Raw genomic sequence first — 22,833 nt, forward strand, 5'->3', positions numbered from 1 at the left:
GCTAGGGTGAATCCCCGTGAGCACCTCAGCCGGTTACCAGTCCCCCGCCGTCACGGTCGCCAGCGCGCTGCCCAAGCGCCGGGTTGACTCGTCGGTCCTCATCGTGCCCGTCGTCAGCGACGGAAACGGCAGTGAAGGCAGCGACGCCCGCGCCACCGTGGTGGCCGGCTCCTACCTGAGCGCCGAGGCCGTCGGCGAGATCGAGGCCGCGCTGCAGGCGCTCGGTGCCAAGGGCGGCAACGAGCAGGTCACGCGCGTGGTCGTGTCGGGGCTGCCGGTGGCCAGCGTGGTGGCCGTCGGTCTGGGCAAGAGCCGCGACGAGTTTCCGGCCGAGACGATCCGCCGCGCCGCCGGCGCTGCGGCGCGGTCGCTGTCGGGTGTCGAGGCGGTGGTCACCACGCTGTCCGATCTCAACCTGGAGGCCGCGATCGAGGGGTTGATCCTCGGCTCGTACCGGTTCTCGGAGTTCCGCAGCGAGAAGACCGCACCCAAGGACGCCGGGCTGCGCTCGATCACCGCGCTGACCCCCGACACGAGAGCGGCGACCAAGGATGCCGCTGCCCGCGCGGCGGCCATCGCCACCGCGGTCGCCACCGCCCGCGACTTCGTCAACACCCCGCCCAGCCACCTCTACCCTGCCGAATTCGCCTCTCGGGCAAAGACATTGGGCGAGGCTGCCGGCCTCGAAGTCGAGGTGCTGGACGAGAAGGCGCTCACCAAGGCCGGTTACGGTGGGATCATCGGCGTGGGCAAGGGGTCGTCACGCCCACCACGGCTGGTGCGACTGGCCCACCGCGGCGGCGGCCGTTCGGGCAAGAAGGTGGCGCTGGTCGGCAAGGGCATCACGTTCGACACCGGCGGCATCTCGATCAAGCCGGCCGCCAACATGCACCACATGACCTCCGACATGGGCGGCGCGGCGGCCGTGATCGCGACGGTCGTGCTCGCCGCACTCCGGAACCTGCCGATCGACGTGGTCGCGTACGTGCCGATGGCCGAGAACATGCCGTCGTCCACCGCGCAGCGTCCCGGCGATGTGCTGACCCAGTACGGCGGCACCACCGTCGAGGTGCTCAATACCGACGCCGAGGGCCGGCTCATCCTGGCCGACGCGATCGTGCGGGCGTGTGAGGACGAGCCCGACTACCTGATCGAGACCTCGACGCTGACGGGCGCGCAGACCGTGGCACTGGGTTCGCGAACCCCGGGCGTGATGGGCAGCGACGACTTCCGCGATCGGGTCGCCGAGCTGTCCCAGGCGGTCGGCGAGAACGGCTGGCCGATGCCGCTGCCCGAGGAGCTCAAGGACGAGCTGAAGTCCACCGTCGCCGATCTGGCCAACGTCAGCGGCTCCCGGTTCGCCGGCATGCTGGTCGCCGGCACCTACCTGCGGGAGTTCGTCGCCGAGGGTGTTGAGTGGGCGCACATCGACGTCGCGGCGCCGGCGTACAACTCCGGAGGCCCCTGGGGCTACACCCCCAAGGGGGGCACCGGAGTACCGACGCGGACGATGTTCGCGGTGCTCGAAGATATCGCGGCGAACGGCTGAGCGGCCGAACCCGCTGCATCACATGATGTTTCCGCCGCGGGCGGTGCTTCGCATCACCTGCGGGAAGGCATGTGAGACGCCGTAGACGAGGTATGCCTCGGCGGTCACTGGCCGGACCGGTTTGTTCTTCCTGACCGCGGCGACGATGGCCCTGGCGACCTTGTCCGGGCCGACACGCCGCACCGCGAAGCCCTTGCGCACCCGTCGCCGGATCGCCTCCGCGTCATAGCTGCGAGCCTCCGGCAGCGAGAAGCGGGTGGTGTTGACGATATTTGTGCCGATGATGCCCGGGCAGATGGTGGTCAGCCCGATCCCGGCCGAATCAAGTTCCGCGCGTAGACAATCCGAGAACATGAACACGGCCGCCTTCGACGTGCAGTACGGGTTCATCACGTTGACCGGCGTGTAGGAGGCCATCGAGGCGACATTGACGATGTGCCCGCCGGTGCCGCGGTCCACCAGCCGCTTGCCCCATGAGCGGCACCCGTTGACCACCCCGCCGAAATTGATGTCCATCACGCGGTCGAACTCTTCGGCCGGGGTGTCGAGGAAGAACCCCGCGTGACCGATGCCGGCGTTGTTGACCACGATGTCGGGCACGCCGTGCTCGGCGCACACCCGTTCGGCCATCTCCTCGACCGCAGCGGCATCGGATACGTCGACGGTGTAGGTGTGCGCTGCGGAGCCGGTGGCGGCGACGAGCCGGGCGGTCTCCTCCAGACCAGCCGAGTCGACGTCGCTGATCACCACGTCGGCCCCGTCGCGGGCGAAGGCGAGCGCGGTCTCGCGGCCGATGCCGCTGGCTGCGCCGGTCACGGCGACCAGGGTGTCGCCGAACGTCTTGCGCCGCCGACCCGTCTCGGCGCGCAACAGCTCACGGGCGGCCGGTGCGCCGTCGAGGTGATCGACGAGCTGGGTGACCGCCCGGGCGAGCACGCCCGGATGCGACGCGGGCGTGACCGGACCGGTCGTGATGTCTCGGCGCCACAGCCGCGGCACCCGCGAGGGCAGGGCGTCATAGACGTGGGGGTCCACTCCGCGGTCCCTGGCGGAGACGATCAGTTGCACCGGTACGTCCGTGCGCAGGTCAGCCAGCACGGTCCGCGGGTTGGCGCGGTATGGCGTGACCGTCGCCGTCCGGGCCATGCCGCGGATGAACCGGCCGGGAGCGGTCATCGCGGTGCGCAGCCGTGCGGCGAGGTGTTCGGGGCCGGCTCCCGAGACCGACGTCAGCGACGCGATCCGCGCCCCGGGACGCTTCAGGTAGTGCCACACCCCGGCCGTGCCCGCACCGTGCGCGAGCACGTGCACCGCTGTATTGCCGTCGAGGACGGCCGCGAGGTCGTCGGCGAACCGCTCCACGGTGTAGGCCGACGCCGGCTTGGGCGCATCCGACTCGCCCGCTCCGCGGAGGTCGTAGGCGACGATCCGGAACCTGTCGGCCAACAGCGCAGCCACCTCGTCCCAGATGCGGTGGGTGTCGGAATGACCGTGCACCAGCACGAGCGTGGGGCCGTCCGGATCGCCGTGTTCGAAGACGGCGATGCGGACACCGTCACTGCTGCGGACGAAGCGCTGGCTACTCACGAGCGGACACTACCGCCAGCGACGGAGCACTACCCCATGGCTCACGCTTGGCTGCCGTCAGCGCTCGAGTTCTTCGCGGGCGGCCCGCTTACGCTCGATCCGCCGGCGCGCGTCGTAGTCGCGCATGCGTTGCGGGTAACCGACCTTCTGAACGTCATAGACGGGGATCTTTAGCCGGTCGGACAGCCGTCGGGCCCCGGCGTGACCGCCGGCTTTGCGCCGGGTCCACTCACCGTCGGCGGCGACCAGCACCACGGTGACATCGGTGACGGTGGTCTTGGGTTCGATGAACGCCTCGACGCCATGATGTTCGGCGACCCAGCGCTGCAGGTACCGCAGATCGGCGGCGGGGTCGGTGGCCGTCGTGGCCGTGCGGCGCCGACCACGGAGTCTGTCGAACAGTCCCACCTGGGCTTGCTCCTTCCGGCGATCCGCTGGTGACCCGACATTTCGATAGTGCCAGAGGTTTCAGAACGCGCGTCCGCGGCGGAAGGTCACATGGACGTGACAGGATGGGACGCGACACCTCAGAGACTGCGACCGACCATTAAGGGAGTCACGACACTATGGCCATCTCCGTCCAGATGCCCGCACTCGGAGAGAGCGTTACCGAGGGGACTGTCACCCGCTGGCTGAAGCAGGAGGGGGACACGGTCGAAGAGGACGAGCCATTGCTGGAGGTGTCCACCGACAAGGTCGACACCGAGATCCCCTCACCTGCCTCAGGTGTGCTGAAGAAGATCGTCGCCCAGGAGGACGACACCGTCGAGGTCGGCGGTGAGCTGGCGGTCATCGGCGACGCCGACGACAGCGGCGACACCGACAGCGACAGCGGCGGCGAGGAACCGGAAGCCGAGGCCGAACCGGAACCCGAGCCGGAGCCCGAGCCCGAGCCCGAGCCCGAGCCGGAGGAAGAGCCCGAGCCGCAATCTGAGAAGAAGCCCTCCGGCGGCGGTTCGTCGGGGTCGGCGACACCCGTACTCATGCCCGAGCTCGGCGAGTCCGTCACCGAGGGCACCGTCACCCGCTGGCTGAAGAAGGTCGGCGACAGCGTCGAGGTAGACGAGCCGCTCGTGGAGGTGTCCACCGACAAGGTCGACACCGAGATCCCGTCGCCGGTGGCCGGCACGCTGCTGTCGATCACCGCCGAAGAGGACGACACCGTCGAGGTCGGCGGAGAGCTCGCCAAAATCGGCGATCAGGGCGCTGAGGCCGAGCCCGAACCGGAAGCCGAGCCCGAACCGGAGCCGGAACCCGAGCCCGAGCCGAAGCAGACCAAGCCGTCGGCCAAACCCTCTGAGGAAGCCCAGCCGGAACCCAAGCCCGAACCTAAGGCCGAGCCCAAGCCCGAACCCAAGCCGGAGCCCAAGCCCGAATCGAAGCCGGAGCCGGCCGCGGCCGAGGGTTCCGCGGACTCCAGCCCGTATGTGACTCCGCTGGTGCGCAAGCTCGCCGGTGAGCACGGAGTGGACCTCGCGACGGTCAAGGGCACCGGTGTGGGCGGCCGGATCCGCAAGCAGGACGTGCTGGCCGCCGCAGAGGCGAGCAAGGCGCCGAAGGAGGCGCCGAAGGCGGCGCCCGCGGCCGAGGCGCCCGCCAAGGTGCCCGGCCCGCCCGCCGAAGGGGCGCTGGCGCACCTGCGCGGTACCACCCAGAAGGCCAACCGGATCCGCCAGATCACCGCCAAGAAGACCCGCGAGTCGCTGCAGACCACGGCGCAGCTGACGCAGGTCCACGAGGTCGACATGACCAAGATCGTGGCGCTGCGGGCCAGGGCCAAGGCGCAGTTCGCCGAACGCGAAGGGGTGAACCTCACCTACCTGCCGTTCATTGCACGGGCGGTGATCGACGCGCTGAAGCTGCACCCGAACGTCAACGCCAGCTACAACGAGGATTCCAAGGAGATCACCTACTACGACGCCGAGCACCTGGGCATTGCCGTCGACACCGACCAGGGCCTGCTGTCCCCGGTGATCCACAACGCCGGCGACCTGTCGCTGGGCGGGCTGGCCCGGGCGATCGCCGACATCGCCGCGCGGGCGCGGTCGGGCAACCTCAAGCCCGACGAACTCTCCGGTGGCACGTTCACGATCACCAACATCGGCAGCCAGGGCGCGCTGTTCGACACCCCGATCCTGGTGCCGCCGCAGGCGGCCATGCTCGGCACCGGCGCCATCGTCAAACGGCCGCGGGTGATCGTCGACCAGTTCGGCAACGAGTCGATCGGCGTCCGCTCGGTGAGCTACCTGCCGTTGACCTACGATCACCGCCTCATCGACGGCGCTGACGCCGGCCGCTTCGTCACCACCGTCAAGCGCCGGTTGGAAGAGGGTGCGTTCGAGGCCGACCTCGGGTTGTAGACGAGGTTGTCGATGCCATCGGATTCGGTCATCGCGATCGCGGGGTCATCCGGTCTGATCGGTACGGCGCTGGTCTACGCGCTGCGCGCCACCGATCATCGGGTGATCCGCATCGTGCGGCGCGCCCCGTCGAACGCCGACGAGGTGTTCTGGAATCCCGACTCCGGCGAGTTCGACCCGAACACCCTGCTCGGTGTGGATGCCGTGGTGAACCTGTGTGGCGTCAACGTAGGCCAGAAGCGGTGGTCGGGTGCGTTCAAGCAGAGCCTGCGCGACAGCCGGATCGGCCCGACCGAGGTGCTGGCCAACGCGGTGGTCGATGCCGAGGTGCCGGTGTTGATCAACGCCAGCGCGGTCGGCTACTACGGCAACTCGGGTAGCACGCCGGTCGACGAGACGGCCGGGCCGGGCCACAACTTCCTGGCCCGCCTGGCCGTCGACTGGGAGACCGCCACCACGGTGGCCGCGCAAGCCGGCGTTCGGGTGGTGCTGGCACGCACCGGCCTGGTGATGGCGCCGTCAGGGGGCATGCTGAGTCGGCTCAAACCGCTGTTCTCGCTCGGGCTCGGCGCCCGCCTCGGCAACGGACGGCAGTACCTGTCGTGGGTCAGCCTCGAAGACGAGGTGCGGGCACTGCTCTTCGCGATCACACGCGGCGAGCTGTCCGGGCCGGTCAACTTCACCGGGCCGGCACCGGTGACCAACGCGGAGTTCACCACCGCGCTGGGCCGCTCAGTGCGCCGACCAACCCCCCTGGTCGTGCCGGGGTTCGCGTTGCGGGTCGCGCTCGGAGAATTCGCCGACGAAGGTGTGCTCGGCGGGCAGCGCGCGATCCCGGCGGCATTGGAACGCGCCGGTTTCGAGTTCCACCACCACACCATCGGCGAGGCCCTGGCGTTCGCCACCGCGCCTAACCGTGAGTAGCGTCGAGGACATGGCGGTTTCGATCCGGTCGCACACCGCGCCGGTACAGGTGCGCCGGCTCGGCAACCTGGACTACCGGCAAGCGTGGGACCTTCAGCGCCGCATCGCCGAAGAACGCATCGCGGGCGGGCCCGACACGCTGCTGCTGCTGGAGCACCCGCCGGTGTACACCGCGGGCCGGCGCACCCTACCCGAGGAGAAGCCGGTCGACGGCACGCCTGTCATCGACACCGACCGCGGCGGCAAGATCACCTGGCACGGGCCCGGCCAGTTGGTCGGCTACCCGATCATCGGGCTGGCCGAGCCGCTTGATGTGGTGAATTTCGTTCGGCGTCTTGAAGATTCGTTGATCACGGTGTGTGCGGAGCTGGGTCTGTCGGCAGGCCGGGTCGAGGGCCGGTCCGGGGTGTGGTTGCCGGCCGCGGCGAACCGGCCTGCGCGCAAGATCGCCGCGATAGGCATCCGGGTCGCGCGGGCGACGACCCTGCACGGGTTCGCGCTGAACTGTGACTGCGACCTCGGCGCGTACGGCGCGATCGTGCCGTGCGGCATCCGGGACGCCGGCGTGACCTCGCTCACCGCCGAGCTGGGCCGCACGGTCACCGTCGACGACGTCGCCGACCGGGTGGGCGAGGCGGTTCTCGACGCGCTCGACGGCCGTCTCACGGCGTTTGCGGCGCCTGCCATGCGCGTAGGATCACCACAGTGACTATCGCTCCTGACGGCCGCAAGCTGCTGCGTCTGGAAGTTCGTAACGCCGAGACGCCGATCGAGCGCAAGCCCCCGTGGATCAAGACCCGCGCCAAGATGGGCCCGGAGTACAAAGAGCTCAAAAACCTGGTGCGCCGTGAGGGCCTGCACACCGTGTGCGAGGAGGCGGGCTGCCCCAACATCTTCGAGTGCTGGGAAGACCGCGAGGCTACGTTCCTGATCGGCGGCGAGCAGTGCACCCGTCGGTGCGACTTCTGCCAGATCGACACCGGTAAGCCCGCCGAACTGGACCGCGACGAGCCGCGCCGGGTGGCCGAGAGTGTGCAGGCGATGGGTCTGCGCTACTCCACGGTGACCGGTGTGGCCCGCGACGACCTGCCCGACGGTGGCGCATGGCTCTACGCCGAAACGGTCCGTCAGATCAAGGCGCTGAACCCGAACACCGGTGTGGAGTTGTTGATCCCGGACTTCAACGCAGATCCGGGCCAACTGGACCAGGTCTTCGAGTCGCGGCCGGAGGTGCTGGCGCACAACGTCGAAACCGTCCCCCGCATCTTCAAGCGGATCCGGCCCGGGTTCCGTTATGAACGCAGCCTGTCGGTGCTGACGATGGCGCGCGACTACGGACTGGTCACCAAGAGCAACCTGATCCTCGGCATGGGTGAGACCCCTGAGGAGGTGCGCGCGGCCCTGGGCGACCTGCACGAGGCGGGGTGCGACATCGTCACGATCACTCAGTACCTGCGCCCGTCCGCACGCCACCACCCGGTGGAACGCTGGGTCCATCCCGACGAGTTCGTCGAGCACGAGCGCTACGCCACCGAGCTCGGCTTCGCCGGCGTGCTGGCCGGACCGCTGGTGCGTTCGTCCTACCGGGCCGGGAAGTTGTATGCGCAGACGGTCGCGTCGCGACCGCCCGTATCCTGAAGCAATGGCGAAATCGCGTAACCCGGCCGAGGCGAAGGCCGCCAAGGCAGAGGCGAAGGCTGCCCGCAAGGCGGCGTCCAACCAGCGGCGCAGCCAGCTGTGGCAGGCGTTCCAGATGCAGCGCAAAGAGGACAAGCGGCTGCTGCCGTACATGATCGGCGCGTTCGTGCTGATCGTCGGCGCCTCGGTGGCGACCGGTGTGTACGCCGGCGGGTTCACGATGTTCATGCTGATCCCGCTGGGCATCGTGCTCGGCGCGCTGGTGGCCTTCATCATCTTCGGCCGGCGCGCCCAGAAGGCGGTGTACCGCAAGGCCGAGGGGCAGACCGGTGCGGCCGCGTGGGCGTTGGACAATCTGCGCGGCAAGTGGCGCGTCACTCCCGGCGTCGCCGCGACCGGCCACTTCGACGCCGTACACCGGGTCATCGGCCGTCCCGGTGTGATCTTCGTCGGAGAAGGCGCCGCCAACCGGGTCAGGCCGCTGCTGGCCCAGGAGAAAAAGCGCACCGCCCGTCTGGTCGGTGACGTGCCGATCTACGACGTGATCATCGGCAACGGTGAGGGCGAGGTTCCGCTGGCAAAGCTGGAACGCCACCTCAACAAGTTGCCGGCGAACATCACCGTCAAGCAGATGGACTCCCTGGAATCCCGCCTGGCAGCACTGGGCACCAAGGTGGGACCGGCCGCGATGCCCAAGGGCCCGTTGCCGGCGCAGGCCAAGATGCGCGGCGTGCAGCGCACCGTGCGCCGGCGCTGACCACCGGCGCGCCGCGCCTGCTCTGACCCTTGGCGCACGTACGTTCGCGATATGTGCACCGCGTGCGAATGGGGTCCGCATTTCGCGGCTTTCGGGCGACGGGGGTCCCTGACACGCCGGACCGTGCTGCGGGCCGCAGCCGTGACGGCCGTCGTCGCGACGGCATCGGCATGCGCCACCGAGTCGACTCCCCTCCCGCAGTCCACCACGGCCGACGGCGCCGACCCGGACTTCGTCTTCCACAACGGCCGCGTCTACACGGTGACCGAGGCGGCGCCGTGGGCCGAGGCCGTCGCGGTCACCGGTGACACCATCACCTATGTCGGCGACGCGGCCGGGGCGATGGCGCTGGTCGGTCCGGACACTCAGGTCGTCGACCTCGACGGCAAGCTGCTGATGCCGGGTTTCGTCGAGGGGCACATCCACCCGATCCTCGGCGCGTTCCTGTCCACCGGCGTCGATCTCCAGGTGCCGACCGCACAGGACGCACTCGATGCGATCGCGGCCTACGCCAGCGCCAACCCGGGCGGTCCGGTACGCGGATTCGGCTGGCGCGTGGACATGTTCGGCCCTGACGGGCCGACCCGGGCCCAACTCGACCGGGTGCTGCCCGACCGACCCGGGTTCTTCTTCGCGATCGACGGTCACAGCATGTGGGCCAACAGCAGGGCCCTGGAGTTGGCCGGCGTCAGCCGCGACTCGCCCGACCCGATCCCCGGATTCAGCTACTACGTGCGCGACGAGGACGGCGAGCTCACCGGTTATGTGCTCGAAGTGGACGCGGTGCTCGGCCTGGTCAACGCGATCGAGCCCATCTCCGCCGAGACGATGGGCCGGCTGCTCGAACAGTGGCTGCCGAAAGCATCCGAAGCGGGCATCACGTCGGTGTTCGACGCGGGCGTCCCGCCGATCGGCGGCGACCAGAGCGCACTGATCGAGCTCTACACCGACGCCGCGCGCCGCGGCGCGCTGCCGTTGCGCGTGGTGGCCTCCTACAGCGTGAAGTCACCGCCGTTCGACGACGCCGTCGCCCGGCTGACCGACATCCGCAACCGCGTCTCCACCGACCTCGTCGACGTCGGGGTGGTCAAGATCGTCGGCGACGGAACGCAGGGCGGTTACACGGCCTGGCTGCTGGAACCCTATGCCGACCGGCCGGAATCGATCGGCGGCTCCCCGTTCACCGAGCAGCAGTGGCGGCAGCTGGTGCAGCAGGTGGATGCGGCCGGTCTCGACATCCACGTGCACGCCTGCGGTGAACGCACCGCACGCACGGCACTGGACTCGATCGAGGCCGCGGTCAAGACGAACCCGCCGCGGGATCGTCGGCACACGGTCGCCCATCTGGTCTACCTGGAAGACCCGGACGCACGACGCTTCGGTGAGCTCGGTGTGGTCGCCCAGTTCTCCGCCAACTGGCTGTCCGCCGATCCCGACACGGTGCAGAACATGGCCGCGCGGTACGGGAAGCCCCGTGGGGACAACTTGTACCGGGTGCAGGACGTCCTACGAACCGGCGGCCCGGTGTCGCTGGGCACCGACTGGCCGGCGGCCGGGTACTTCTCGACGTACAAGCCGCTGGACTCCATCCAGATCGGGGTGACGCGACAGTTGATCGGCGATCCCGACGCTGAGGTGCTCGCACCGGCCGATCAGAGGATGACGGTCGAACAGGCGGTGCATGCCAACACCCTCGGCGCGGCCTATCAGCTTCGCCTCGACGACAAGGTCGGCTCCGTCGAGGTCGGCAAGCTGGCTGATCTGATCGTGTTGGACCGCAACATCTTCGAGGTCGACCCTCGTCAGATCAGTGGCGCAACGGTGACGATGACGATGATGAACGGGCAGATCCGCCATCAGGCTTAGCCTGGATACACCGATTAGGTAGCGGCGCGGAGTGGGTTGTAACGCCGAAATGCCCTGTCGTGGTGAAAGAATGAGATTTCTCTAAGATCACATTCGGCCACAACGAAGGGCATCTCGTAGATGCAACTATCTCACACCCGGCCCGTAGCCTCAGCAGTCTTCGATGACCCGAATCTGGTGTCGTGCGCCGGGCTGGTCCCGATGGCCGCCTTGGCCGGCCAGTGCGGCCTGGCCGCACTGGCGGATGAGCATCTCAGCGTCCCGACCGACAAGGGCTCCAACAGTGGCGCGAAAGTCGCCTGCCTGGTCGCAGGCATGGTGGCCGGAGCCGACAGCATCGATGACATGGCCTTATTGCGGCACGGGGCGATGGGCACCGTGTTCGACCGCCCGTATGCACCCTCGACCTTGGGGTCGTTCCTGCGCGCATTCACCTTCGGGCATGTCCGCCAACTCGACGCGGTGGCCTCCCGGTTCCTGGCGGGCCTGCATGCCCGCACCCCGCTGCTGGCCGGGATCGACGGCCCGATCCTGGTCGATCTGGACGACACCATCATCGAAGTCCACGGCTATGCCAAACAAGGATCCGGATACGGCTACACCCGGGTCCGCGGGCTCAACGCGTTGATCGCCACGCTCACCACTACCGCCGGTGCGCCGGTGATCACCGGTGCCCGTCTGCGCAAAGGATCGTGCGGCTCACCACGGGGAGCCAAGCGGATCATCGCCGACACCCTGGCCACCGTGAACCGTCTGCGCAGCCCCGAAGCCACCGGCAAGCCGCTGCTGCGAGCCGATTCAGCCTTCTACGGCCATCCCACCGTCGCTGCAGCACTGCGCGGCGGCGCTGAGGTATCGATCACGGTGCGGATGGACACCAAAGTCAAAACCGCGATCGCCCAGATCCCCGACGACGCGTGGACACCGATGCCATATACGACGAACCCACCAAGCGATGGATCTCCCGCGCCGAGGTCGCCGAGATCGGATTCACCGCGTTCAGTTCCAAGAAAGCCAGCCAGCAGGTGCCCGGCCGGTTGGTGGTGCGCCGCATCCCCGACCTCAACACCACCGGCAGTGACGGGCAGCAGACCTTGTTCGACACCTGGCGCTTCCACGCGTTCTTCACCACCACTGATCTGGACACCGTCACCGCCGACAAGACCCACCGCGGCCACGCCATCATCGAACAGGTTCATGCCGACCTGAAGAACTCCGCCCTGGCTCACCTGCCCTCAGGGAAATTCACCGCCAACGCCGCCTGGCTGGTCATGGCCACCATGGCGTTCAACCTCACCCGCGCCGCCGCGACCCTTACCAGGGGACCGTTGGCCAAAGCCCGCACCGCTACCATCCGCCGAACGCTGATCAGCGTCCCAGCCCGTATCGCGTCCTCAGCCCGCCGGCTGACCCTGCACCTACCACGAGACTGGCCCTGGGAACATGCCTGGAACACCCTGTTCGGCAGCCTGTCTCACCAAAATCGGCCCATCATCGCCTAACCAGGTCCTCTCAACCCATCCCGCGACGCGAAAGACCAACAGGAACAACCCGACAGCGAGGCCGGGCGATCCCTGGTACGCACACCACTGCACACACCAGAATCAAGCCGCACAATCGAACTCATCACCACGCAATCAGCTGATCGGTGGATCGAGGCTTAGCGCTGCGGTCCGCTCTCACCACGGCGGTCTTCGTCGCCAGATCGTGCAGTCCGCGCAGATCGGAGTCGGTGAACAGAGCCGGGATCACCAGTGTGATGAGCAGACCGCGCACCAACGCCCGGCCCGAACCCACATGCTGCCGGTTGTCCACGGGCACCACCTTCAGGCCGAGCAGGAGCTGGCCCGGGGTGAAACCGAACAGCCGCACCGACACCACGCCGAGGACGAGCCACACGACGAGCACCGCCGTCGACAACGCCGCCAGGCTGACCCAACCGAACGTCATCGCCAGCGCGGCGAGGCCGTAGCTGACCAGCCAGTCGACGAGGAGCGCACCGATGCGGCGGCCGAATCGAGCGATGGACCCCGGGCCGCTCTCGGGGAAGCCGAGACGCTCGCCGGGATAGGTGGAGGCCCGCTGACCGGAGTCGTCGGATTGCGACGGTCCCGACAGCCAGGACCCAATGCTGCGGGCCATGCGGCAAGGATATGCGGCTGCCGATAGTGTCCTGTAACTGACGCCGACGTGATGCGTAACGTCCACGCAACATGCGGTTGACTGCCGTGCAACATCGTATCCATACCGTCACCGGCGGGCTACCAAGTCAAAGGAGAGCAATAAGTGGCAGAACAGACCGCCGACGACATCATCAAGCTGATCAAGGACGAGAACGTCGAGTACGTCGACATTCGGTTCTGCGATCTGCCCGGCGTCGTCCAACACTTCTCGATCCCGGCGTCTGCGTTCGACGAGAGCGTGTTCGAGGACGGCCTCGCCTTCGACGGTTCGTCGGTGCGCGGCTTCCAGTCCATCCACGAGTCGGACATGATGCTGCTGCCCGATCCGGCCACCGCGCGCATCGACCCGTTCCGCGCCGCCAAGACGCTGAACATGAACTTCTTCGTGCACGACCCGTTCACCCGTGAGGCGTACTCCCGCGACCCGCGTAACGTCGCCCGCAAGGCCGAGAACTACCTGGTCAGCACCGGCATCGCCGACACCTGCTACTTCGGCGCGGAGGCCGAGTTCTACATCTTCGATTCGGTGAGGTTCGATTCGAAGATCAACGGCACCTTCTACGAGGTGGACTCCGAGTCGGGTTGGTGGAACACCGGGGAGCCGTTCGAGGCGGACGGCACCCCCAACCGTGGCTACAAGGTCCGCCCCAAGGGCGGCTACTTCCCCGTCGCGCCCTACGACCACTACGTCGACCTGCGCGACGAGATGGCCACCAACCTGCAGAACTCGGGCTTCGTGCTCGAACGCGGACACCACGAGGTGGGCACTGCCGGTCAGGCCGAGATCAACTACAAGTTCGACACGCTGCTGCACGCGGCCGACGACGTGCTGCTGTTCAAATACATCATCAAGAACACGGCGTGGGCCAACGGCAAGACCGTCACGTTCATGCCGAAGCCACTGTTCGGTGACAACGGTTCCGGTATGCACGCTCACCAGTCGCTGTGGAAGGACGGCAAGCCGCTTTTCCACGACGAGTCGGGTTACGCCGGACTGTCGGACATGGCCCGCCACTACATCGGCGGCATCCTGCACCACGCGCCGTCGCTGCTGGCGTTCACCAACCCGACGGTGAACTCCTACAAGCGTCTGGTGCCGGGCTACGAGGCCCCGATCAACCTGGTGTACAGCCAGCGCAACCGGTCGGCCTGCGTCCGTATCCCGATCACCGGCAACAACCCGAAGGCCAAGCGTCTCGAATTCCGCTGCCCCGACAGCTCGGGCAACCCGTACCTGGCGTTCGCGGCGATGCTGATGGCCGGTATCGACGGCATCAAGCGCAAGATCGAGCCCCTGGCCCCGGTCGACAAGGATCTCTACGAGTTGCCGCCCGAGGAGGCCGCCAACATCCCGCAGGCGCCCACGTCGCTCGCCGCGGTGATCGACAAGCTCGAAGAGGACCACGAATACCTCACCGAGGGCGGGGTGTTCACCACGGACCTGATCGAGACCTGGATCTCCTACAAGCGGGAGAACGAGATCATGCCGATCCAGATCCGGCCTCACCCGTACGAGTTCTCGCTGTACTACGACGTCTAAGTCGGCCCGCCGACGCGACGTCTAAGTCCAAGTCGTACGAGACGACACCGCCCGCGCTGCCCTAGGCAGCGCGGGCGGTTCCGTGTGCGAATAGGCCTTACTCCAGGTCGGGCAGCGCTGAACCGAGGCCACCAGAAAACTATCCGGACTGGAGTCCGCGACGGTAGGCTCGGGCGCATGACCACCAACCTGGACGCGCGCCTGGCAAGCTATTCCTCCCCGATGCTGAGCATCTTCCGCATCGTGGTCGGTCTGTTGTTCACCCTGCACGGCACCATGAAGCTGTTCGGGTGGCCGCTGGGGGAGGCGGTCCCCACCGGCACCTGGCCGTACTGGTTCGCCGGGGTGATCGAGCTGGTGTGCGGCCTCCTGATCACCGTCGGCTTTTTCACGCGCATCGCGGCGATCGTCGCCGCAGGTCAGATGGCCGTGGCCTACTTCTGGCAGCACTGGGGAATCACCGGCGGGGAGCCCGCCAGCTTCTGGCCGTTCGGCGGCCAGGCCGGCGGCAACGGCGGCGAACTGGCGATCCTGTTCTGCTTCGCGTTCCTTCTTCTGGCCGCGATGGGTGCGGGCACATGGTCGGTGGATGCCCGCCGCCGCGGGGCCGCCGTACGCGCCTAGCCCGCGGTTTGCTCGCACCTTCCTGAACAACACCGCGCAGATCTGGCAAACGGGTTTGCGGGGCGCCGCCGGGTAGCGCGTTCTCGACGCGAACGTGAATATCGTGAAAGGTCACCCCGCACCGGTCGAAGTCCTCATAGGATTGCTCCACTTATTGTCAGCGGGACAATTCTTCGGGGGAGGAATGCCGTGGGGCATTCGACGTATATCGGTCGTATCGGCGCGCTCGCGTTTGCTCTGGGGGTGGGCATCGGCCTCGGCGCCACCCCGGCCATCGCGTTAGCGGACGAGGACAGCAGCGCGGTCAGCTCGTCCACCGCCGACAGCGCGACACCCGATCCCGGGCCGACGACGGAGGACACCACCGCACCTAACGACACCAACACCGACGACGCCGATGACGCCGGCGACGTCGATGAGGTCACCGACGACATCGCTGACGCCGCCGAACCTGAGTTGCCCAGGGACGACGACTCCGACGCGCCCGTGCGCGAGCGCGCGGACCGGGCTACGACAACGGACCCCCACACTGATGCCGCGCCGGAGCCCGCCACCCCCGACGAGCCGGTGACTACGGACTCCGAGGCGGTCGACGATGCCGCCGCGCCGGCCGTCGATTCGACACCGCCCGCCGAACCGGTGACCGATCCAGACCCCGTGAGCGTCCCGGAGACCGCGGAGGCCCCCTCGCCCGCCCCTGAACCGCAGGACGCGCCGGCCGCGAAATCGGTCACGCTGTCGAGCATCCTGTCGTCGCTGCTGGCACCGAAGCGTGTCCCCGACAGCCCCGCCGCATCGCCGCTGTGGCTTCTCGACGGCGTCGCTGTTCGGCAAGAAGATCCCCGGCGTTGCGGCAGGATCGACGGGAATCACGTTCAGCGCCGACGGTTCCCGCGTTTTCGTGGCCGACGTGGCCGGCAGCGTGCGGATCATCGACGCGAAGTCCCACGAGGTGATCGACAGCATCACGGTCGCAACCGGTACTCCGTTCGAACTCGCGGTCAGCCACGACGGCACGACGCTGTTTGTGGTACGCAGCGACGACGGCAAACTCTCGGTGTACGACGTCGCGAGCAAGACCGAGCTCACCTCGGTGATCGTCAATCCGTATCAGGTCGACGGTCCGCCGATGATCGCCGTCAGCCCCGACGGCACCCAGCTCTATTGGACGGAGTTCGGCGGTAACCGGTTGCATGTCGTCGCGCTGGTCGCGCCGAATGCAAACCCGGTGGCGCAGACACCGGTCATCAACTCCCCCAACGCTTCCGGCGACGTTTCGGGATCCGTCACCGTCACCGACCCGGAGGGCAGGCCCCTGACCTACACCGTCACCGGGCCGGACAAGGGCAGTGTGACCGTCACCCGTGGAGACGACGGTGCATTCGCCTTCACCTACACCCCCACCGCCGCGGCCCGTCACGCGGCGGCCGAAGTGGGCGCCGCCCCCGGTGCCGGGTTCGACACGTTCACCATCACGTTCAGCGACGGTCAGCGCGGCGTGGTGGAAGTGCCGATCACGGTGACGATCGCGCCCGCCAACACTGCGCCCACCGCGACCGCCAGGTCGAGCGTGTCCTGGTTCAGCGCGAAGGTCTACGGCAGCGTCACCGCCAGGGACGCCGACCGGGACCCGCTGAGTTATACCGCGTCTGCGACCGCCAAGGGTGGAACCGTGACGATCGGCGCGGACGGGAAGTTCACCTACACCCCGACCGCTGCGGCGCGGCACGCCGCCGCCAACGCCGGGGCGACGCAAGCCGACAAGCAGGACACCTTCACCGTGCTCGTCGCCGACGGGCACGGCGGGATCACGTCGCTGACGGTGACGGTGAAGGTCAAGCCGGGCAACGCCGCACCGAACGCGACCGTGCGGACGAGCTCGTCGTGGTTCAGCGCGAAGGTGTACGGCACCATCACCGCCAGGGACACCGACCGCGACGGACTGAGCTACTCGGCGTCGGCGACCGCGAAGAACGGCGTCGTCACCATGGACACCCGCGGGCGGTTCACCTACACCCCCACCGATGCTGCCCGGCACGCAGCCGCGGCCGCCGGCGCGACCAACGTGGACAAGCAGGACACGTTCGACGTCATCGTCGACGACGGACACGGCGGCGTCACCCGGGTAGCCGTCACAGTGGACGTCAAACCGCTCAACTCCGCCCCGAGCCGCGCGTCGGCGGGAGGATTGTTCACCAACCCGAACACCGGCATGACCACCGGCAAGATCACCGCGATCGACCAGGACGGCGACACACTCACCTACCGGGTGGCGCCGAACACCGGGAAGGGTTCGGTCATAGTCAGCGCCGACGGCACCTTCTCCTACGTCCCGACCGACGAGGCCCGCGCCGCAGCCGCCAAGCGGTTCGCTCCGTCCTGGGACAAGACCGACCGGTTCCGGGTGACAGCCGACGACGGGCACGGCGGCACCACGACGCTGACCGTCCGGGTGGCCATCGCACCGGCCGGATACGTCAACCAGGCCCCAACGAACGGGAATTACAGCCTGAGCCAACAGGATTCAGCCAGCGGCAAGGTGACCGGCACGGTGACCGCGACCGATCCCGAACGCGACACCGTGATCTTCGTCAGCGCCGGGGACGCCGGCAAGGGCAGCGTGGTGGTCGAGGGGGCCGGGCAGTTCGTCTACACGCCCGGCGACGACGCGCGCTACCGGGCCGCCGCCGCCGACGCGACACCGGCCGACAAGCAGGACACCTTCACGGTGGTCGCCCTCGACGCCTATGGGGCGGCGACAGCGATCTCGGTGACCGTGCCGATCGTGCCGTTCGCCACCGCGGAGGTCATCCGGCGTCTCGCGCCCACGCTGGCATGATGAACACCCCGTCGGCTTCAGCCGTCGGGCCTTCGGCATCCATCAGGTAACCCTTGGCGTAGGTCTTGGCGCCTTCAGAGCGCTCGACGAACGCCTCTGCACGCAGCGGCCCCAGCGGCGTGCCGCGCAGATAACGCACGCTGATGGTCCCGGTGAACCGCGCCTTGGTCAGCCCGTCGCTGGCCACCTCACCGAGCAGCTGATCGAGCACCAGAGCGCAGATGCCGCCGTGCACCCAGCCGGGCGGGCCCTCATAGGCCGGGCCGAGGGTGAACTCGCTCCAGCAGCGACCATCCGCCCCGTGCTCGACGACGATCGGCGGACTCATCGCATTACGAAGGCCCACAACGGGATTCCCCCACGTAACGGGACGCCCGGTGACCGCATGGCGCAACGGCACCCGATCCTCGCGCAGCTGCTGCCCCAGCAACCCGGCGGCGGCCTCCAGATGAGTCAACGCCTGCCGCGCCGTGTCGTCGTCGACGTCGGTGTGGATGCCGAGGTCGATCAGCTTGCGCAGCGCATCTGTCAGCTGTTCGTAGCGGACCCGCTGCCGGTCATGCTCCTCGGCGTCGATCACATCGAAGTCGAACATCTAACCTCCCAGCCCAACACTCAGCCTCCGAAAACTTTCCGGACCACGGCTTTCGCCCGCCGCGTGACACGCAGATAGTTGTCGAGGAATTCGTTGCCGCCGTCACCGCCGGGCCAGCCCGCAGCCACCGCGACCGCGTTGAGCAGCTTGCCCGGACCGGGCAGCTGATCGGTGGGTTTACCGCGCACCAGCACCAGGGCGTTGCGGGCCCGCGTCGCGGTCAACCACGCGTCACGCAGCAACTCGATGTCGCCCTCGGCGATCAACTCGGCAGCGCCGATGGCGTTGAGGGTCTCCAGCGTCGACGTCGTGTGCAGCGCCGGGATCTTGTGCGCGAAGCGCAGTTGCAGCAGCTGCACCGTCCACTCGATGTCGGCCAGCCCGCCGCGGCCCAGCTTGGTGTTGGTGTTGGGGTCGGCGCCGCGGGGCAGCCGTTCGGCGTCCACGCGCGCCTTGATACGCCGGATCTCCTGAACCGTCTCTGGGGACACCCCACCCTCCGGGTAGCGGGTCTTGTCCACCATCAGCAGGAACCGCTCCCCCAGCTCCAGATCGCCGGCGACCCGGTGTGCACGCAGCAGCGCCTGAATCTCCCACGGCTGCGCCCACTGGTCGTAGTACGCCTGGTACGACGCCAGCGTCCGCACCAGTGGCCCGCTTCGGCCTTCAGGCCGCAGGTTGGCGTCGACCTCCAGCGGCGGGTCGGCGCTCGGTGTGCCGAGCCGGGCACGCACCTGCTCGGCCACGGTGACCGACCACTTCACCGCGGTCGACTCCTCGAAGCCGTCGTTCGGGTCGCACACGAACAACACGTCGGCGTCGGACCCGTAACCGAGCTCGCCGCCGCCCAGCCGGCCCATCCCGATCACGGCGATGCGTGCCGGCGCCTTGCCCTGCGGCGCGTTGGCGCGGATCACGGCGTCGAGGGCGGCCTGCAACACCGCCACCCAGACCAGGGTCAGCTGCTTGCACACGTCCGTCACGTCCAGCATTCCGAGCAGGTCCGCCGACGCGATGCGGGCCAGCTCCCGGCGCCGCAGTGAACGTGCGGCCGCGATCGCCCGCGCCGGATCGTCGTGCCGTGCCGCCGAGGCCACCAGCGACTTGGCCACCCCTTCGGTGTCGACGTCGCACAGCTTGGGCCCGTTCGGTCCGTCGGCGTAGAGCTGGATCACCTCCGGCGCGCGCATCAACAGCTCCGGCACGTAGGCCGAGGTGCCCAGCACGTGCATCAGCCGCTTGGCGACCGCCCCCTCGTCGCGCAGCGTCGCCAGATACCACCGCTGCTCGGCGAGTTCGTCGCTGATCCTGCGATAGGCCAGCAGCCCGGCATCGGGATCGGGGGTGTCCGACAGCCAGTCCAACAGCGTCGGCAGCAGCACCTGCTGCACCCGGCCGCGGCGCCCCGAGCTGCCGGTCAGCGCCGCCAAGTGCGTGAGCGCGCTCTGCGGACCCTCATAACCCAGCGCGGCCAGCTGACGCTCGGCGGCATCGGTGCTCATCCCGTCCGAAAGGCCAAGCGACGCTTGGCCGACCGACTCCAGCAGCGGCTGATAGAACAGCTTGGCGTGCAATCGCGACACCCGGTGGTTCTGCCGCTTGAGCTCCTCGCGCAACACCCCGAGTGAGTCGTGCCGACCGTCGGGCCGCATGTGCGCCGCGCGCGCCAGCCACCGCATCGACTCCTCGTCGTCGGCCTCGGGCAGCATGTGGGTGCGCTTGAGCCGCTGCAACTGCAGACGGTGTTCGAGCAGCCGCAGAAACTCGTAGGAGGCCGTCATGTTCGCGGCGTCGTCCCGGCCGATGTAGCCGCCGTCGCCCAGCGCGGCGAGCGCGTTGACCGTGGACGCCACATGCAGCGACTCGTCGTTGCGGCCGTGCACGAGTTGCAGCAGCTGCACCGCGAACTCGACGTCGCGCAGGCCGCCGCTGCCGAGCTTGATCTCCCGGGTCCGCACCCCGGCGGGCACAAGTTCCTCGACGCGCCTGCGCATCGCCTGCACTTCGGGAACGAAGTCCTCACGCTCAGAAGCCGTCCACACCATCGGCATCAGCGCCTCGACATACTGCCGGCCCAGATCCATGTCGCCGGCGGCCGGCCGCGCCTTCAGAAGTGCCTGGAACTCCCAGGTCTTGGCCCAGCGCTCGTAATAGGCGATGTGCGATTCCAGGGTGCGGACCAGCTGACCCTGCTTGCCCTCCGGCCGCAGCGCGGCGTCCACCTCGAAGAACGCCTCGGACGCCAACCGCATCATCTCGCCGGCGAGCCTGGTCGCCAGCGCCATGCTGCTGTGCGAGCCGTCGTCGGTCACGAAGATGACATCGACGTCGCTGACGTAATTCAGTTCCCGCGCACCGCATTTGCCCATCGCGATGACGGTCAGAGTGGGCGCCGGTTTGTCGCCGCACACCGAGGCCGTCACCACCCGCAGCGCGGCGGCCAGCGCGGCGTCGGCGAGATCGGAGAGATGTTCGCCGACCACCGTGAACGGCAGCACCGGTTCGTTCTCCACCGTGGACGCGACGTCGAGCGCGGCCAGGACCAGCAATCGGTCCCGGTACAGCGTGCGCAGTGGCGGCACGGCCGCGGTCGCACCGTCGCACTGATCGGCCCGCTCGGCGAACATGTCGCGCAGTTCCTGCGCGGCCGGAAGCGTGACGTTGCCGACCAGCAGACGCCACGAGTCCGGGTTGGCGACCAGATGGTCACCGAGAGCCAGCGACGAGCCCAGCACCGCGAACAACCGGCCGCGCAGACTGCGGTCCTGCAGAAGCGCGGCGGCGAGTTCAGCCCACCCGGACCCGAGCGCCTCGGACAGCCGGACGATCGCCTTCAGCGCGGTGTCGGCGTCGGGAGCCCGCGACAACGACCACAGGAGTTCGACGTGAGCGTCGGTGTTCCAGCCGAGGCTGTCCAGATCCGCCTGCGCCTTCGGCTCGACGAGCCCGAGCCGTCCGACACCGGGCAGCCTGGGACGCTGCGTCGCAGGTTTGGCCACGCCCATCAAGGTAGCGCGCGGGCGCTTGCCCTACAGCGACAGGTAGTTCTTCAGTTCGAACGGTGTGACGTGGCTGCGGTAGTTCTCCCATTCGGCGCGCTTGTTGCGCAGGAAGAAGTCGAAGACGTGCTCGCCGAGCGCCTCGGCGACCAGTTCGGAGTTCTCCATCTCCGACAACGCCACCCCGAGGCTGCCGGGCAGCTCCTTGTAGCCCATCGCGCGGCGTTCCTCGGGAGTGAGGCTCCAGACGTTGTCCTCGGCTTCGGGGCCCAGCACATAGTTCTTCTCGATGCCGCGCAGGCCGGCGGCGAGCAGCACCGCGAAGGTCAGGTACGGGTTGCACGCCGAGTCGGGACTGCGCACCTCGACCCGCCGCGACGACACCTTGTGCGGCGTGTACATCGGGACGCGCACCAGCGCCGAACGGTTGGCTGCGCCCCAGGACGCCGCGGTCGGGGCCTCGCCGCCGTGCACCAGACGCTTGTAGGAGTTCACCCACTGGTTGGTCACGGCGCTGATCTCGTTGGCGTGCTCGAGAATGCCTGCGATGAACGACTTTCCGACGCTGGAGAGCTGAAGCGGGTCGTCGGGGCTGTGGAAGGCGTTGGTGTCGCCTTCGAACAGGCTCATGTGGGTGTGCATCGCCGAGCCGGGGTGTTCGGCGAACGGTTTGGGCATGAACGACGCGCGCACACCGTCGCCGAGCGCGACCTCCTTGACCAGGTAGCGGAACGTCATCACGTTGTCGGCCATGGAAAGCGCGTCGGCGTAGCGCAGGTCGATCTCCTGCTGACCGGGCGCACCCTCGTGATGGCTGAACTCGACGGAGATACCCATCTGCTCCAGCGCGTCGATGGCGTGGCGGCGGAAGTTCGGCGCCGAATCATGCACGGCCTGGTCGAAGTAGCCGCCGTTGTCCGCCGGGACGGGCGGGGTGCCGTCGTCGGGTCCGGGCTTGAGCAGGAAGAACTCGATCTCGGGGTGCACGTAGCAGGAGAACCCGAGATCGCTGGCCTTGGACAGCTGCCGGCGCAGCACGTGGCGCGAGTCGGCCCACGACGGCGACCCGTCGGGCATCGTGATGTCGCAGAACATCCGCGCCGAGTGGTGCTTGCCCGAGCTGTCGGCCCACGGCAGCACCTGGAACGTCGACGGGTCAGGGCGGGCGACCATGTCGGCTTCCGAGACCCGGGCGAAACCCTCGATCGAGGAGCCGTCGAAACCGATGCCCTCTTCGAAGGCGCCTTCCAGTTCGGCAGGCGCGATCGCCACCGACTTGAGGTATCCGAGCACGTCGGTGAACCACAGCCGGACGAAGCGGATGTCACGCTCCTCCAGCGTGCGCAGCACGAATTCCTTCTGCCGATCCATG

The 22,833-nt window shown here is 68.3% G+C and carries 16 protein-coding genes and 1 pseudogene; 11 read left to right on the forward strand and 6 right to left on the reverse strand.

Annotation, left to right across the window (positions count from 1 at the left end; genetic code table 11):
- Positions 1 to 16 precede the first annotated feature (16 nt).
- Complete coding sequence (locus KXD97_RS26130) at positions 17 to 1,549, forward strand: leucyl aminopeptidase (RefSeq protein ID WP_260753584.1); 1,533 nt, start codon at positions 17 to 19, stop codon at positions 1,547 to 1,549.
- Between the two features lie 18 nt (positions 1,550 to 1,567).
- On the opposite strand, the gene KXD97_RS26135 is transcribed toward KXD97_RS26130, so the two are convergent.
- Positions 1,568 to 3,136, reverse strand: a complete 1,569-nt coding sequence (locus KXD97_RS26135) for an SDR family oxidoreductase (protein ID WP_260753594.1) — start codon at positions 3,134 to 3,136, stop codon at positions 1,568 to 1,570.
- A 57-nt stretch (positions 3,137 to 3,193) separates the two neighbouring features.
- Positions 3,194 to 3,544, reverse strand: a complete 351-nt coding sequence (locus KXD97_RS26140) for an oxidoreductase (protein WP_260753596.1) — start codon at positions 3,542 to 3,544, stop codon at positions 3,194 to 3,196.
- Between the two features lie 158 nt (positions 3,545 to 3,702).
- Here KXD97_RS26140 and sucB point away from each other — a divergent pair, with 158 nt between their 5' ends.
- The 7 genes and pseudogenes from sucB to KXD97_RS26175 all read left to right on the forward strand — a co-directional run bounded on the left by sucB (position 3,703) and on the right by KXD97_RS26175 (position 12,183).
- Entirely contained in the window at positions 3,703 to 5,496 is a 1,794-nt protein-coding gene (gene sucB, locus KXD97_RS26145) for a 2-oxoglutarate dehydrogenase, E2 component, dihydrolipoamide succinyltransferase (RefSeq protein ID WP_260753597.1), read from the forward strand.
- A gap of 12 nt (positions 5,497 to 5,508) precedes the next feature.
- Positions 5,509 to 6,420, forward strand: a complete 912-nt coding sequence (locus KXD97_RS26150) for a TIGR01777 family oxidoreductase (protein ID WP_260753600.1) — start codon at positions 5,509 to 5,511, stop codon at positions 6,418 to 6,420.
- Between the two features lie 10 nt (positions 6,421 to 6,430).
- Positions 6,431 to 7,129 carry a lipoyl(octanoyl) transferase LipB gene (gene lipB / locus KXD97_RS26155; protein WP_260753602.1) on the forward strand — a complete coding sequence of 233 codons (699 nt, stop codon included), beginning with the start codon at positions 6,431 to 6,433 and terminating at the stop codon, positions 7,127 to 7,129.
- Positions 7,126 to 8,058 (forward strand): lipoyl synthase, encoded by a 933-nt coding sequence (gene lipA, locus KXD97_RS26160; protein WP_260753615.1) that lies wholly within the window; start codon positions 7,126 to 7,128, stop codon positions 8,056 to 8,058. Before lipB ends, lipA begins: the two co-directional genes overlap by 4 nt.
- A 4-nt stretch (positions 8,059 to 8,062) precedes the next feature.
- Entirely contained in the window at positions 8,063 to 8,815 is a 753-nt protein-coding gene (locus tag KXD97_RS26165; protein ID WP_260753616.1) for a DUF4191 domain-containing protein, read from the forward strand.
- A 51-nt stretch (positions 8,816 to 8,866) separates the two neighbouring features.
- On the forward strand, positions 8,867 to 10,681 hold the full coding sequence (locus KXD97_RS26170; RefSeq protein WP_260753619.1) for an amidohydrolase: 1,815 nt from the start codon (positions 8,867 to 8,869) through the stop codon (positions 10,679 to 10,681).
- A 120-nt stretch (positions 10,682 to 10,801) separates the two neighbouring features.
- Positions 10,802 to 12,183, forward strand: a pseudogene (locus KXD97_RS26175) (IS1380 family transposase).
- A gap of 124 nt (positions 12,184 to 12,307) precedes the next feature.
- Here KXD97_RS26175 and KXD97_RS26180 read toward each other — a convergent pair.
- The gene (locus KXD97_RS26180) at positions 12,308 to 12,823 is read right to left on the reverse strand and encodes an RDD family protein (RefSeq protein ID WP_260753620.1); all 516 of its coding nucleotides are present in this window, start codon (positions 12,821 to 12,823) and stop codon (positions 12,308 to 12,310) included.
- A gap of 144 nt (positions 12,824 to 12,967) precedes the next feature.
- On the opposite strand from KXD97_RS26180, the gene glnA (KXD97_RS26185) reads away from it, so the two are divergent.
- The 3 genes from glnA (KXD97_RS26185) (at position 12,968) to KXD97_RS26195 (ending at position 17,867) form a co-directional block, all read left to right on the forward strand.
- Positions 12,968 to 14,404: a type I glutamate--ammonia ligase gene (gene glnA / locus KXD97_RS26185; RefSeq protein ID WP_260753622.1), complete on the forward strand. Its 1,437-nt coding sequence runs from the start codon at positions 12,968 to 12,970 to the stop codon at positions 14,402 to 14,404.
- A 177-nt stretch (positions 14,405 to 14,581) separates the two neighbouring features.
- Positions 14,582 to 15,028 (forward strand): DoxX family protein, encoded by a 447-nt coding sequence (locus KXD97_RS26190; RefSeq protein WP_260753623.1) that lies wholly within the window; start codon positions 14,582 to 14,584, stop codon positions 15,026 to 15,028.
- Positions 15,029 to 15,800: 772 nt separating this feature from the next.
- Positions 15,801 to 17,867, forward strand: a complete 2,067-nt coding sequence (locus KXD97_RS26195) for an Ig-like domain-containing protein (protein WP_260753624.1) — start codon at positions 15,801 to 15,803, stop codon at positions 17,865 to 17,867.
- On the opposite strand, the gene KXD97_RS26200 is transcribed toward KXD97_RS26195, so the two are convergent.
- The 3 genes from KXD97_RS26200 to glnA (KXD97_RS26210) are packed head-to-tail and all read right to left on the reverse strand — an operon-like array spanning position 17,836 to position 22,832.
- The gene (locus KXD97_RS26200) at positions 17,836 to 18,462 is read right to left on the reverse strand and encodes a PaaI family thioesterase (RefSeq protein ID WP_260753626.1); all 627 of its coding nucleotides are present in this window, start codon (positions 18,460 to 18,462) and stop codon (positions 17,836 to 17,838) included. The genes KXD97_RS26195 and KXD97_RS26200 overlap by 32 nt on opposite strands.
- A 20-nt stretch (positions 18,463 to 18,482) precedes the next feature.
- On the reverse strand, positions 18,483 to 21,467 hold the full coding sequence (locus KXD97_RS26205; RefSeq protein WP_260753628.1) for a bifunctional [glutamine synthetase] adenylyltransferase/[glutamine synthetase]-adenylyl-L-tyrosine phosphorylase: 2,985 nt from the start codon (positions 21,465 to 21,467) through the stop codon (positions 18,483 to 18,485).
- Positions 21,468 to 21,491: 24 nt separating this feature from the next.
- Positions 21,492 to 22,832, reverse strand: coding sequence for a type I glutamate--ammonia ligase (glnA, locus tag KXD97_RS26210; RefSeq protein ID WP_260753634.1), 1,341 nt, complete (start codon positions 22,830 to 22,832; stop codon positions 21,492 to 21,494).
- Position 22,833: the final 1 nt, after the last annotated feature.

The organism is Mycobacterium sp. SMC-8, from assembly GCF_025263565.1.
In the GTDB taxonomy this organism is placed as follows: Bacteria; Actinomycetota; Actinomycetes; order Mycobacteriales; family Mycobacteriaceae; genus Mycobacterium.

Bases quoted from the DNA above. Each gene is read 5' to 3' on its own strand.
- sucB (WP_260753597.1), top strand. From the start codon at position 3,703: ATGGCCATCTCCGTCCAGATGCCCGCACTCGGAGAGAGCGTTACCGAG.
- KXD97_RS26150 (WP_260753600.1), top strand. From the start codon at position 5,509: ATGCCATCGGATTCGGTCATCGCGATCGCGGGGTCATCCGGTCTGATC.
- lipB (WP_260753602.1), top strand. From the start codon at position 6,431: ATGGCGGTTTCGATCCGGTCGCACACCGCGCCGGTACAGGTGCGCCGG.
- KXD97_RS26165 (WP_260753616.1), top strand. From the start codon at position 8,063: ATGGCGAAATCGCGTAACCCGGCCGAGGCGAAGGCCGCCAAGGCAGAG.
- KXD97_RS26170 (WP_260753619.1), top strand. From the start codon at position 8,867: ATGTGCACCGCGTGCGAATGGGGTCCGCATTTCGCGGCTTTCGGGCGA.
- KXD97_RS26180 (WP_260753620.1), bottom strand. From the start codon at position 12,823: ATGGCCCGCAGCATTGGGTCCTGGCTGTCGGGACCGTCGCAATCCGAC.
- KXD97_RS26190 (WP_260753623.1), top strand. From the start codon at position 14,582: ATGACCACCAACCTGGACGCGCGCCTGGCAAGCTATTCCTCCCCGATG.
- KXD97_RS26200 (WP_260753626.1), bottom strand. From the start codon at position 18,462: ATGTTCGACTTCGATGTGATCGACGCCGAGGAGCATGACCGGCAGCGG.
- KXD97_RS26205 (WP_260753628.1), bottom strand. From the start codon at position 21,467: ATGGGCGTGGCCAAACCTGCGACGCAGCGTCCCAGGCTGCCCGGTGTC.
- glnA (WP_260753634.1), bottom strand. From the start codon at position 22,832: ATGGATCGGCAGAAGGAATTCGTGCTGCGCACGCTGGAGGAGCGTGAC.